The 12,491-nt window shown below is 71.7% G+C and carries 11 protein-coding genes; 9 read left to right on the top strand and 2 right to left on the bottom strand.

Annotation, left to right across the window (positions count from 1 at the left end):
* Positions 1 to 17 precede the first annotated feature (17 nt).
* The gene (locus OG758_RS18600) at positions 18 to 797 is read right to left on the bottom strand and encodes an alpha/beta fold hydrolase (RefSeq protein ID WP_326711045.1); all 780 of its coding nucleotides are present in this window, start codon (positions 795 to 797) and stop codon (positions 18 to 20) included.
* A 41-nt stretch (positions 798 to 838) separates the two neighbouring features.
* Complete coding sequence (locus OG758_RS18595; RefSeq protein ID WP_326711044.1) at positions 839 to 1,162, bottom strand: DUF427 domain-containing protein; 324 nt, start codon at positions 1,160 to 1,162, stop codon at positions 839 to 841.
* A gap of 52 nt (positions 1,163 to 1,214) precedes the next feature.
* On the opposite strand from OG758_RS18595, the gene OG758_RS18590 reads away from it, so the two are divergent.
* The 9 genes from OG758_RS18590 to gatB all read left to right on the top strand — a co-directional run bounded on the left by OG758_RS18590 (position 1,215) and on the right by gatB (position 12,474).
* A complete protein-coding gene (locus OG758_RS18590) occupies positions 1,215 to 1,754 on the top strand; it encodes a TIGR00730 family Rossman fold protein (protein ID WP_266559809.1) in 540 nt (179 codons plus the stop codon).
* A gap of 7 nt (positions 1,755 to 1,761) precedes the next feature.
* A complete protein-coding gene (locus OG758_RS18585) occupies positions 1,762 to 2,460 on the top strand; it encodes an SDR family oxidoreductase (protein WP_326711043.1) in 699 nt (232 codons plus the stop codon).
* A 61-nt stretch (positions 2,461 to 2,521) separates the two neighbouring features.
* Positions 2,522 to 3,526, top strand: a complete 1,005-nt coding sequence (locus tag OG758_RS18580; RefSeq protein WP_326711042.1) for a methionine synthase — start codon at positions 2,522 to 2,524, stop codon at positions 3,524 to 3,526.
* A 41-nt stretch (positions 3,527 to 3,567) separates the two neighbouring features.
* Positions 3,568 to 5,775, top strand: coding sequence for an NAD-dependent DNA ligase LigA (gene ligA, locus OG758_RS18575; RefSeq protein ID WP_326711041.1), 2,208 nt, complete (start codon positions 3,568 to 3,570; stop codon positions 5,773 to 5,775).
* Between the two features lie 752 nt (positions 5,776 to 6,527).
* Positions 6,528 to 8,783 carry a putative bifunctional diguanylate cyclase/phosphodiesterase gene (locus tag OG758_RS18570; RefSeq protein ID WP_442810429.1) on the top strand — a complete coding sequence of 752 codons (2,256 nt, stop codon included), beginning with the start codon at positions 6,528 to 6,530 and terminating at the stop codon, positions 8,781 to 8,783.
* A gap of 122 nt (positions 8,784 to 8,905) precedes the next feature.
* The gene (gene gatC, locus OG758_RS18565) at positions 8,906 to 9,202 is read left to right on the top strand and encodes an Asp-tRNA(Asn)/Glu-tRNA(Gln) amidotransferase subunit GatC (protein ID WP_016642027.1); all 297 of its coding nucleotides are present in this window, start codon (positions 8,906 to 8,908) and stop codon (positions 9,200 to 9,202) included.
* Positions 9,202 to 10,707: an Asp-tRNA(Asn)/Glu-tRNA(Gln) amidotransferase subunit GatA gene (gene gatA / locus OG758_RS18560; RefSeq protein ID WP_206302172.1), complete on the top strand. Its 1,506-nt coding sequence runs from the start codon at positions 9,202 to 9,204 to the stop codon at positions 10,705 to 10,707. Before gatC ends, gatA begins: the two co-directional genes overlap by 1 nt.
* Before the next feature lie 5 nt (positions 10,708 to 10,712).
* Positions 10,713 to 10,946 carry a hypothetical protein gene (locus OG758_RS18555; protein ID WP_100598271.1) on the top strand — a complete coding sequence of 78 codons (234 nt, stop codon included), beginning with the start codon at positions 10,713 to 10,715 and terminating at the stop codon, positions 10,944 to 10,946.
* 16 nt (positions 10,947 to 10,962) lie between these two features.
* Entirely contained in the window at positions 10,963 to 12,474 is a 1,512-nt protein-coding gene (gene gatB, locus OG758_RS18550; protein ID WP_326711039.1) for an Asp-tRNA(Asn)/Glu-tRNA(Gln) amidotransferase subunit GatB, read from the top strand.
* The last annotated feature ends 17 nt before the right edge of the window (positions 12,475 to 12,491 follow it).

Genomic DNA, 12,491 nt, shown 5'->3' with positions numbered 1-12,491 from the left:
GGAGCGCGCGGGCGGGCCTACGCCGAGAAGAAGTCGCTGAGCAGCGGGCCGAGGGCGTCCGGGTCCACCGCGTGGGTCTGGCCGTCCAGCGTGCGGTACGTCCCGTCGGGCACCGCCTCCGCCACCGTCCGCGCCGCCTCGCGCATCCACGCGGGGCTCGCCCCGCCCGCGACGGCGAGCACCGGCACGGTGATCGAGGCCAGCCGCTCCCGCGGCACCAGACCGTCACCCATCGCGGCGTCGTCGTAGGCGAGGGTCGGCGCGACCGCTTCCATGTCCGGCCACCAGGGTGACCGCCGGGCGCCCGCGATCATCCCGGCGGGCATGCCGGTGAGCGACATGAAGAGCTCCACCGCGGCCCCGTTGCGGCCGTCGGCCAGGAGCCCGGACAGCTGCCGCGTGTACTCCGCGCGCTCCTTGCCGCCCCCTGCGCCGAGCGCGAAAGGGGGTTCGTACACGGCGACCCGGGTCACCGCGAGCCCGCTCGCCGCAGCCTCCAGAGCCAGCGCCGCGCCCGAGGACATGCCGTACAGCGCCGCACTGCCGCCCACCGCGTCGATGAGCGCCGCGATGTCCTCCACCTCGCGGGAGACCGCGTACGGGGCCGTGTCACCGCTCGCGCCACGGCCCCTGCGGTCGTACGGGACGGCCCCGAGTCCGGCGCTCAGCCGGGCGGCCAGCGGCTCCATCGACGAGCCCGCCGACAGGGCGCCGCTCACCAGGATGACCGCCGGACCCGTACCGACGCGCTCGTACGCGATGGCCGTGCCGTCGGAGGAGTTCGTCTTCTTGTCCATGTCCGTGAAGACTCCCCCGCCCGGTGGAACTCATCACGCGGTCAGGCGATTTCCACCTCGTAGAAGCACAGGTGGTCCTTGATCCCGGCCACGTCCGGCTTCGGGTCCGGGTACGACCACACCAGGTCGGGGGCGTCCGGCAGGGACCAGTAGGACGCCGTTCCCTTGAAGGGGCAGTACGTCTGTGTGTCGGACGGGGTCAGCAGATCCACGCGGACGTCCGCCGGCGGGATGTAGTAACGCACGGGACAGCCCGTCTCGCGCAGCAGCAGCGGACGCGTGCTCTGCGCGAGCACCACCCCGCCGTGGACGACGCGTACGGAACCGGTGCCCTGCTCGATCGTGATCGTGTGTCCATCAGCCATACCTGGGACAGCACCGGCAAGGGCGCCGTTCTTCCCCCGTACCGTAGGACGCATGAACATCTGCGTCTTTCTCTCCGCCGCCGACCTCGCCGACCGCTACACCCGCCCCGCCCGTGAGTTCGCCGAACTGCTCGGCAAGGGCGGGCACACGCTCGTGTGGGGCGGTTCGGAGAGCGGGCTCATGAAGGTGGTCGCGGACGGCGCGCAGGAGGCCGGAGGGCGCCTCGTGGGCGTCTCCGTGGACTTCCTGGCCGCCAAGGCGCGGACGAACGCCGACGAGATGGTGATCGCCCGTGATCTCGCCGAACGCAAGGCACTGCTCCTGGAGAAGGCCGACGCCGTCGTCATCATGGTGGGCGGTACGGGCACGCTCGACGAGGCCACCGAGATCCTTGAGCTGAAGAAGCACGGCAAGACCACCAAGCCGGTCGTCCTGCTCAACTCGGCGGGCTTCTACGACGGCCTCAAGGAGCAGTTCCGCCGCATGGAGGACGAGGGGTTCCTGCCGGTGCCGCTGACCGAGCTGGTGTTCTTCGCCGAGGAGCCCGTCGGCGCGCTGGCCTACCTGGAGGAATCAGTCGGAACGCTCTAATGCGAGCATGGCCCGTATGGCAACACATGTGATCACCGGGGCCGGATCAGGTATCGGCGCGGCAGTGGCGCGCCGTCTGCACACACGCGGGGACGAACTCGTCCTCCACGCGCGAGATGCGGCCCGCGCGAAGGAACTCGCGGCCCAGTTCCCCGGCGCGGGCACCCTCGTCGGCGACCTCGCCGACCCGGACAAGCTCTCCTGGGCGTTCTCGCACCAGTCGCTGCCCGACCGGGTGGACTCGCTGCTGCACATCGCGGGTGTCGTCGACCTCGGCCCGGTCGGCGAGCTCACCCCCAAGTCGTGGCGCCACCAGCTGAACGTGAACCTGGTCGCCCCCGCCGAGCTGACCCGCCATTTCCTGCCCCAGCTCCGCGTCGCCCACGGCCACGTGGTCTTCGTCAACTCGGGTGCGGGCCTCAGCGCGCATGCCGACTGGTCCGCGTACGCCGCCTCCAAGCACGGCCTGAAGGCGCTCGCCGACTCCCTGCGCCAGGAGGAGCACGGCAACGGCGTGCGGGTCACGTCGGTCTACCCGGGCCGCACGGCCAGCGCCATGCAGGTCAAGGTGCACCAGCAGGAGGGCAAGCCGTACGACGCCGCCCGCTGGATCGACCCCGAGTCGGTCGCCACGACGATCGTCATGGCCCTCGACCTGCCGCGCGACGCCGAGGTCAACGACCTGACGGTGCGTCCGGGCCGCTAGCGCATCGCTTCGGTCCACCTGCGCTTGAGCCGGCCCCGGCCCCGTTACGTACGCTTCGCGAGTGAGCGAAAACAGCAAGTTCAGGCCGGGGCCCGCCACCGGTGTCGGATCGATGCCCGGTGGCGACGCGCGTGAGGCGGCCAAGACGGTCACCGGCAGTGTCGAGGAGTTCCCGTATCTGGCGGAGCTGCCCGCACGCGGACCCGGTGCCGACATGATCGGCCGGACCACCGGCCTGCTCGTCGAGCTCTACGCGCGCGTGGAGCCCAGCGGCTGGCGGCTCGGGGACCGGCCGGGCCGCGACACCCGGCGCGCCCGGTCCTGGATGGGCGAGGACCTGGACGCCCTCGAGGAGTTCACGCAGGGCTACCAGGGGCCGTTGAAGGTGCAGGCGGTCGGCCCCTGGACGCTCGCCGCCGCCCTGGAACTGCGCAGCGGCGAGGTCGCCCTCTCCGACGAGGGCGCCTGCCGCGACCTCGCCGGCTCGCTCGCCGAGGGTCTGCGCCTCCACCTCGACGACGTGCGCCGCCGCGTCCCCGGCGCCGAGATCGTGCTCCAGCTCGACGAGCCGTCCCTCATCGCCGTACTGCGCGGCCAGGTCAAGAGCGCCAGCGGATACCGCACCCACCGCGCCGTCGACCGCCAGCTCGTGGAGAGCACGCTCCGCGAGGCCGTCTCGGTCCACGACGGGCCCGTCGTCGTGCACTCCTGCGCCCCGGACGTCCCGTTCGCCCTGCTGCGCCGCGCGGGCGCCGACGCCATCTCCTTCGACTTCTCGCTGCTCACCGAACGTGACGACGACGCGATCGGTGAGGCCGTCGAGGCCGGTACGCGGCTCTTCGCAGGTGTCGTGCCGGGCACGGACGGCCCATTGTCAGACCCTGCCGGTAGCGTCATGGGAGTCAGGACGCTGTGGCGCAGGCTGGGGCTGAATCCCGGCTCCCTCGCGGAGTCGGTCACGCTCACTCCGTCGTGCGGTCTCGCGGGGGCCTCTCCCGCGTACGCGCGCGCCGCGCTCGCCCACTGCGTCCGGGCGGCGAGATCACTCGCGGACAACCCAGAGTGACGGGTCCGGGTCCGCACAGGGACAAACGGGAGGACGAGACGGTGGCCGGCGATCAGCAGCACGCACAGCCCGCAGAGGTGCCCGCGACGGCACGGGAGCAGCACGCGCAGCTCGCCGAGCAGATCGAGGAGCACCGCTTCAGGTACTACGTGAAGGACCAGCCGGTCGTCAGCGACGGCGAGTTCGACAAGCTCCTGCGCTCCCTGGAGGCGCTGGAGGATCAGTACCCCGAGCTGCGCACGCCCGACTCGCCGACGCAGAAGGTCGCCGGTTCGTACGAGCCGGTGTCCACGACGTTCACGGCCGTCGAGCACCGCGAGCGCATGCTCTCCCTCGACAACGCCTTCGACGACGCCGAGTTGGCCGCCTGGGCCGACCGCATCGCCCGGGACGTCGGCACGCCCGACTACCACTTCCTGTGCGAACTCAAGATCGACGGCCTCGCGGTCAACCTCACGTATGAGGACGGCAGGCTCACCCGCGCCGCCACCCGCGGAGACGGCCGCACCGGCGAGGACATCACTCCCAACGTGCGCACGATCGCGGAGATCCCCGACCGCCTCAAGGGCGACCGCGTCCCGGCACTCGTCGAGATCCGCGGCGAAGTCTTCTTCCCCATGGCGGGGTTCGAGGAGCTCAACGCGCGCCTGGTCGAGGCCGGCGACAAGCCCTTCGCCAACCCGCGCAACGCGGCGGCGGGTTCACTGCGCCAGAAGGACCCCCGCGTCACCGCGACCCGCCCGCTCCACATGGTCGTGCACGGCATCGGTGCCCGCGAGGGCTTCGACATCGACCGCCTCTCCCAGGCCTATGAGCTGCTGCACGAATGGGGCCTGCCCACCGCCCGGCACAACAGGGTGGTCGACAGCATCGAGGACGTACGGGAGTTCATCGCCCACTACGGGGAGAACCGCCACTCCATCGTCGAGCACGAGATCGACGGCGCCGTCGTCAAACTCGACGAGATCCCCCTCCAGGGCCGTCTCGGCTCCACGTCGCGCGCCCCGCGCTGGGCCATCGCCTGGAAGTACCCGCCGGAGGAGGTCAACACCAAGCTGGTCAACATCCGCGTGGGTGTCGGCCGCACCGGCCGCGTCACGCCGTACGCGCAGGTCGAGCCGGTCACCGTGGCCGGCTCCGAGGTCGAGTTCGCGACCCTGCACAACCAGGACGTCGTCAAGAAGAAGGGTGTCCTCATCGGGGACACCGTCGTCCTGCGCAAGGCGGGCGACGTCATCCCGGAGATCCTCGGCCCGGTCGCCGACCTGCGCGACGGCAGCGAGCGGGAGTTCGTGATGCCCGCCGAGTGCCCCGAGTGCGGCACCCCGCTGCGGCCCATGAAGGAGGGCGACATCGACCTCCGCTGCCCGAACGCCCGTTCCTGCCCGGCCCAGTTGCGCGAGCGCCTCTTCTACCTCGGGGGCCGCAAGTCCCTCGACATCGAGAACTTCGGTTACGTGGCGGCCGCCGCCCTCACCAAGCCCCTGGAGCCGGCCGAGCCGGCGCTCGCCGACGAGGGCGACCTGTTCGACCTCACCATCGAGCAGCTGCTGCCGATCCGGGCGTACGTCCTCGATCAGGACAGCGGCCTGCCCAAGCGGGACCCGAAGACCGGCGAGGAGAAGATCGCCACGGTCTTCGCCAACCAGCAGGGCGAGCCCCGCAAGAACGCCCTGTCCATGCTGGAGAACATCGCGGCGGCCAAGGAGCGGCCGCTCGCCCGCGTCATCACCGGCCTGTCCGTGCGCCATGTGGGGCCCGTCGCCGCGGAGGCGCTGGCCCGCGAGTTCCGCTCCATCGACCGCATCGAGCAGGCCACCGAGGAGGAGCTCGCCGCCACCGACGGCGTCGGGCCGATCATCGCCGCCTCGCTCAAGCAGTGGTTCGCGGAGGACTGGCACCGCGAGATCCTGCGCAAGTGGCGGGCCGCCGGGGTGCGGATGGAGGAGGAGGGCGCCGGTGAGGACCAGGGTCCGCGTCCCCTCGAAGGCCTCACGGTCGTCGTCACCGGCACCCTCGAGCACCACACCCGAGATGGCGCGAAAGACGCCCTGCAGAGCAGAGGGGCCAAGGTGACGGGCTCCGTTTCCAAGAAGACCTCCTTCGTCGTAGTGGGGGACAACCCGGGCTCCAAGTACGACAAGGCGATGCAGCTGAAGGTTCCGGTTCTGAACGAGGACGGGTTCGCCGTCCTGCTCGAACAGGGGCCGGACGCGGCGGCGGACGTGGCGCTTCCGACCGAGGAGTAGCGGTTGAAGGCCACCCGTTCAGCGCATACCAGATGCATACGGGTGACCGGGACGCATTCGGGCAACCGTGGGCGACCGCTGCCCCTGGAAGGCTTCTGCGGCCTACTGTTGAGGGGTGCGCCTGCCGTGCCCGGCTGCGGATGGGGCACCCCCTGCCCACGACGGGCAAGGGGCAGTGAACGAGGACGCGGTACCGCTGACGGAAGTCGTCCGCGGCGGATCGCGCGGCGTGGGCACCGCCGGCTGTGAGAGGGACGGGAATGGAACCGACCGAGAGCGCCGCTCCGGACTCACGGCTGCGCACGCGCTGGCGCGTGTGGCGAGGCGCCGAGAGCCCGGCGCCGGCCGCGCGCAGCGTGACGGGACAGGACGAGACCGGCGAGAAGGACGAGTCCGGCGAGACGGACCAGGGGGACGGGCGCCGCGCGGACGACGCCGCCCCGGCAGCGCGCTCCGCGGACGACGGTCCGGGCGGGAGCGAACGCGGTGGTTCGGTGAGCAGGCGCGGCGCGTGGCGCGCAGCGTTCGGGATCCGCGGTGCAGGGCGTACGCGCCGGCGCGCGGGCTCCGGTGCCCAAGGCGAGAGCGGACGGAGCGGCTCCGCCGGCGTATTGGCCGGATCTGCGGCGCCCGCACCCGGCTGGCCCGCGTCCGGTTCGAACGGCGGAGCCGGGATCGGCACCTATGGCGTCCCCGGATCCGGTGCGACGGCGCCCGGTTGGCCCGCCCCGGGTTCGAACGGCGGGGCGGGCATCGGTGTCATCGGCGGTACCGGCTCCGGAGCGGCGGTGAGCGGCGGGACCGGCTGGACCGGGGCCGCCGCTGACGGTGGTTCCGGGTGGACGGGCGCCGAAGCGGGAGACGCGGGCGGCTGGCCGCGTGCGTACGGGACCTTCGGCGGGGCGTTCGGCGAGGCCTTCGGCGAGGAGGGGGACGGCCGGGAGCGCTCCTGGCTGCGCGCGCTGCCCATGCTGCCCCTCGCGATCGTCGCCCTCGCCTCCGCCGTCCTCGGCACCGGCTTCTACCGCGCCTTCACCGGCAGCCATGCGCTCTTCCCGTCCGGCGCCGCCGGCTGGTCCCTGGCCCTGCTGACCGGCATCATCGTCGGCCACCTCGTCGCGCTCGGCCGCGACCGCTGGTGGGGCGGCACCGGCTCGGGCGCGGCCTTAACGCTCGCGGTCCTGCTGCTCTACGGCTGGGTGCCCGCCGGCATGGTCAGCCTCACCGTCGTCGTCCTCGTCGGCATCGCCCGCCGGCACCGCTGGCGCCAGGGCGTCCTGCACGGCGCGGTCGACATCATCGGCATCGGCGCGGGCGGCCTCGTGCTCGCCGTGTTCGGCCAGGTCCCGTCCGTGGAGTCCCCGTGGAAGCCGGAGACCTGGACGGTCCTCAACGCCCCCGAGGTGGCGCTCGTCGCGGCCGCCTACCTCACGGTCACCCGCAGCCTGCTCCGGTACGTCCACGCGCCGCGCACCTCCGGCCTGCCCACCGTCGCCCGCACGGCCCTCCTCCCGCAGGGCCTCGTCGGCGTCGCGCTGCTCGGCATCGCCCCGCTGATCTGCGTGGTCGCGATCGCGCTGCCCGTGCTGCTGCCGCTGTTCGCCGTCCCGCTCATCGCGCTCGACTCGACGCTGTGGATCGCCCGGGCCCGCGCCGAGGAGCAGCTGCGCGACCCGCTCACCGGGCTGCCCAACCGGCAGTGGCTCCTGGAGCGGACCTGGACCGCGCTCGACGACGCCGAGCGGATCGGCGCGCGCAGCGCCCTCATGCTGATCGACCTGGACCGCTTCCGGTCGGTCAACGACACCCTCGGCCACCTGGCGGGGGACCGGCTCCTGCTCCAGATCGCCGACCGGCTCCGGATGGCCCTGCCCCGAGGGGCGGAGGCCGCACGCCTCGGCGGCGACGAGTTCGCCGTACTCCTGCCCGTGGCCGACTCCACGACCTCCGCCACCCGAGTGGCGCGCACCCTGGTCGCCGCCCTCGGCTCCCCGCTCGACCTGGACGGACTCACCCTGGTCCTGGAGGCCAGCGCCGGACTCGCCGTCTTCCCCGACCACGCGCTCGACGCCGAAGGACTCCTGCGCCGCGCCGACGTCGCCATGTACCAGGCGAAGCGCGACCGTACGGGCGTGGAGGTCTACGAGTCGAAGCGCGACTCCAACACCCCCGACCGCCTCGGCCTGCTCGGCGACCTGCGCCGCGCGCTCGACGCGGGCGACGTGGAGCTGCACTACCAGCCGAAGGTCCGCTTCGACGGACAGGTCGCGGGACTCGAGGCGCTGGTGCGCTGGGTGCACCCCGAGCGGGGGAAGGTCCCGCCGGACGAGTTCATCGCGATCGCCGAGTCGTCCGGACTCATGCCCCATCTGACCGAGTACGTCCTGGAGACGGCGCTCGCGCAGGTCGCCCGCTGGCGGGCGCAGGGCCTGCGCGTGCCGGTCGCGGTGAACGTGTCGCCGAGGGACGTGCACACCCCGGGATTCGCCGGCGCCGTCGCCGCGCGGCTCGCCCGGCACGGCGTCCCCGCGGCCGCCCTCCAGCTGGAGATAACCGAGCACGTCCTGCTGGAGGACCCCCAGCGCGCCGCCGACACGCTCGCCGGGCTCACCGGGCACGGCGTGAAGATGTCACTCGACGACTTCGGCACCGGCTACTCCTCCCTCGTCCACCTGCGCCGCCTCCCGGTCAGCGAGCTGAAGATCGACCGCTCGTTCGTGGCCCGCCTGGCCGTGGACAACGAGGACGCGGAGATCGTCCGCTGCACCGTCGACCTGGCGCACTCGCTCGGCCTGCTCGTCGTCGCCGAGGGCGTCGAGGACGACGAGACCTGGGAGCGCCTGCGCGACCTCGGGTGCGACGCCGTCCAGGGCTGGCTGGTCGCCGCCGCGATGCCGCCGGACGAGACGACGGCGTGGCTGCGGGCACGCGGCTCCCGCGGATGGCAGCGGCCCTCCGTCCTCGCCGCCGAGGCCGAGGACCAGTCGTCGGGACAGACGGTCAACTGAGCCGTACAGGGGTGATGCGGGGCGTCGCGGGCCTCCGAACGGGAAACCGTTTAACAGGCACAGCACCGCGCCCCATAGGATTGGGGCCAAACCACACTCACTCACCCCCAGAGGATCGCTGCATGCCTGGCATCACGCGCGAGGAGGTCGCGCACCTCGCACGGCTGGCGCGTCTGGAGCTGAAGGACGAAGAGCTCGACCACTTCGCCGGACAGCTCGACGACATCATCGGCGCGGTCGCCCGCGTCTCGGAGGTCGCCGACCAAGACGTACCGCCGACCTCCCACCCGCTCCCGCTGACGAACGTCATGCGGGCGGACGAGGTTCGTCCGTCGCTCACCCCCGAGCAGGCGCTCTCCGGCGCCCCGGCCCAGGAACAGCAGCGTTTCAAGGTGCCGCAGATCCTGGGGGAGGACTAATCACCATGACGGACAGCAACATCATCAAGCTCACCGCCGCCGAGATCGCCTCGAAGATCGCCGCCGGCGAGCTCACGGCCGTCGAGGTCACCGAGGCCCACCTGGCCCGGATCGAGGCCGTCGACGAGAAGGTGCACGCCTTCCTGCACGTCGACCGTGAGGGCGCGCTCGCGCAGGCCCGCGCCGTCGACGCCAAGCGCGCCGCGGGCGAGAAGCTCGGCCCGCTGGCAGGCGTACCGCTCGCGCTGAAGGACATCTTCACCACCGAGGGCATCCCGACCACGGTCGGGTCGAAGATCCTCGAAGGCTGGATCCCGCCGTACGATGCCACCCTGACGCGCAAGCTCAAGGACGCCGACGTCGTCATCCTCGGCAAGACCAACATGGACGAGTTCGCCATGGGGTCCTCCACCGAGAACAGCGCCTACGGCCCGACCGGCAACCCGTGGGACCTCACCCGCATCCCCGGCGGCTCCGGCGGCGGTTCCTCCGCGGCCCTCGCCGCCTACGAGGCCCCGCTCGCCATCGGCACGGACACCGGCGGTTCGATCCGCCAGCCCGCGGCCGTCACCGGCACCGTCGGCGTCAAGCCGACCTACGGCGGCGTCTCGCGCTACGGCATGGTGGCGTTCTCCAGCTCCCTCGACCAGGGCGGCCCCTGCGCCCGTACGGTGCTGGACGCGGCGCTCCTGCACGAGGTCATCGCCGGCCACGACCCGCTCGACTCGACGTCCATCGACGCGCCGGTCCCGCCGGTCGTCGAGGCGGCGCGCAACGGCTCGGTCCAGGGCATGCGCGTCGGCGTCGTCAAGCAGTTCTCCGGCGAGGGCTACCAGGCCGGCGTCGTCCAGCGCTTCAACGAGTCGGTCGAGCTGCTCAAGTCGCTCGGCGCCGAGATCGTCGAGCTGGACTGCCCGACCTTCGACCTGGCCCTGTCGGCGTACTACCTGATCGCGCCGTCCGAGTGCTCGTCCAACCTGGCCCGCTTCGACGCCATGCGCTACGGCCTGCGGGTCGGCGACGACGGCACGAAGTCGGCCGAGGACGTCACGGCCCTCACCCGTGAGGCCGGCTTCGGCGACGAGGTCAAGCGCCGCGTCATCCTCGGCACGTACGCGCTCAGCTCCGGCTACTACGACGCGTACTACGGCAGCGCCCAGAAGGTCCGCACCCTGATCACCCAGGAGTTCGAGCGGGCCTTCGAGCAGGTCGACGTGATCGTCTCGCCGACGACGCCCACCACCGCCTTCCCGATCGGCGAGCGCGCCGACGACCCGATGGCGATGTACCTGGCCGACGTGTGCACGATCCCGACCAACATGGCGGGCAACGCCGCCATGTCCCTGCCGTGCGGCCTCGCGCCGGAGGACGGCCTTCCGGTGGGGCTGCAGATCATCGCCCCCGCCATGAAGGACGACCGCCTGTACAAGGTCGGCGCTGCCGTCGAGGCCGCCTTCGTGGAAAAGTGGGGACACCCGCTGCTCGAGGAGGCTCCGTCGCTGTGAGTGCCATGGCAAAGAAGGCCAAGAACTTCAAGAAGTCCAAGACCGGCGCATACGTATCGATTGCGACCACCGCATTCGGCGCGATCAGTGTCGCGAAGCAGGCGAAGCTGGCCCGCAACGATCACGACACCCTGCGGCTCATCGACGCCGCGGTGTCCGCCGCCGCCATCGTTACCGGCCTGGCGATCCTCTACCGGGAGCTGAAGCGCCTGGGCGACGACGACGTCCTGCTGGGCTGAGAGGGAAAGTCTCACCGTGACCGTCACTGAACTGATGTCGTACGACGCGGCACTCGCGACGTACGACCCCGTCATGGGCCTCGAGGTCCATGTCGAGCTGGGTACGAAGACCAAGATGTTCTGCGGGTGCTCCACCGAGCTGGGCGCCGAGCCCAACTCGCAGACCTGCCCCACCTGTCTCGGCCTGCCCGGCGCCCTGCCCGTGGTCAACGAGATCGGCATCGAGTCGGCCGTCAAGATCGGCCTGGCGCTCAACTGCGAGATCGCCGACTGGTGCCGATTCGCCCGGAAGAACTACTTCTATCCGGACATGCCGAAGAACTTCCAGACCTCCCAGTACGACGAGCCCATCGCCTTCAACGGCTACCTCGACGTACAGCTGGAGGACGGCGAGATCTTCCGCGTGGAGATCGAGCGCGCCCACATGGAGGAGGACACCGGCAAGTCGCTGCACGTCGGTGGCGCGACGGGCCGTATCCACGGCGCCTCGCACTCCCTGCTCGACTACAACCGCGCCGGCATCCCCCTCATCGAGATCGTCACCAAGCCGATCGAGGGCGCCGGGGAGCGTGCGCCGGAGGTCGCGAGGGCGTACGTCGCCGAGCTGCGCGAGGTCATCAAGGCGCTCGACGTCTCCGAGGCCCGCATGGACAAGGGCCAGATGCGCTGCGACGTGAACCTGTCGCTGCGCACCGGCCCCGAGGCGCCCTTGGGCACCCGCTCGGAGACGAAGAACGTCAACTCGCTGCGTTCCGTCGAGCGCGCCGCCCGTTACGAGATCCAGCGCCACGCCGCTGTGCTGTCGTCCGGCGGCGCGATCGTGCAGGAGACCCGTCACTTCCACGAGGAGGACGGCTCCACCACGTCGGGCCGCATCAAGGACAACGCCGAGGACTACCGCTACTTCCCCGAGCCGGACCTGGTGCCGGTGGCGCCCGCCCGCGCCTGGGTGGAGGAGCTGCGCTCGGAGCTGCCCGAGATGCCGCGCGTGCGCCGCAACCGGCTGCGCGAGGAGTGGGGCGTCTCCGAGCACGACATGCAGTCGATCCTCAACGCGGGCGCGGTCGACCCGATCGTCGCCACGGTCGAGGCCGGCGCGGACTCCGTCTCCGCCCGCAAGTGGTGGATGGGCGAGCTCGCCCGTCACGCCAACGAGTCGGGCACCGCGCTCGACGAGCTGCCCATCACCCCGGCCCAGGTGGCCCGGGTGGCGGCGCTCGTCTCCGCCGGTGACCTCAACGACAAGCTGGCGCGCCAGGTCATCGAGGGTGTCCTCGCGGGCGAGGGCGACCCGGACACCGTCGTCGAGAAGCGCGGCCTGAAGGTCGTCTCGGACGAGGGCGCGCTCGGCGCGGCCGTCGACGAGGCCATCGCGGGCAACGCCGGGATCGCCGACAAGATCCGTGGCGGCAAGGTCGCCGCCGTCGGCGCGCTCGTGGGTGCCGTCATGAAGGCGACCCGGGGTCAGGCCGACGCGGCGCGCGTCAAGGAGCTGATCCTGGAGAAGCTGGGCGTCTCCGAGGGCTGAGGTTCTCCGACCTCATT

The sequence above is a fragment of the Streptomyces sp. NBC_01474 genome, from assembly GCF_035918215.1.
GTDB lineage: Bacteria > Actinomycetota > Actinomycetes > Streptomycetales > Streptomycetaceae > Streptomyces > Streptomyces aureus.
This window is presented reverse-complemented; position numbering and strand designations above follow the sequence as displayed.

What these genes read in the sequence shown, in the direction of transcription:
- OG758_RS18600 (WP_326711045.1), bottom strand. Translation starts at nt 797, where the DNA reads ATGGACAAGAAGACGAACTCCTCCGACGGCACGGCCATCGCGTACGAG.
- OG758_RS18595 (WP_326711044.1), bottom strand. Translation starts at nt 1,162, where the DNA reads ATGGCTGATGGACACACGATCACGATCGAGCAGGGCACCGGTTCCGTA.
- OG758_RS18590 (WP_266559809.1), top strand. Translation starts at nt 1,215, where the DNA reads ATGAACATCTGCGTCTTTCTCTCCGCCGCCGACCTCGCCGACCGCTAC.
- OG758_RS18585 (WP_326711043.1), top strand. Translation starts at nt 1,762, where the DNA reads ATGGCCCGTATGGCAACACATGTGATCACCGGGGCCGGATCAGGTATC.
- gatC (WP_016642027.1), top strand. Translation starts at nt 8,906, where the DNA reads ATGCCTGGCATCACGCGCGAGGAGGTCGCGCACCTCGCACGGCTGGCG.
- OG758_RS18555 (WP_100598271.1), top strand. Translation starts at nt 10,713, where the DNA reads ATGGCAAAGAAGGCCAAGAACTTCAAGAAGTCCAAGACCGGCGCATAC.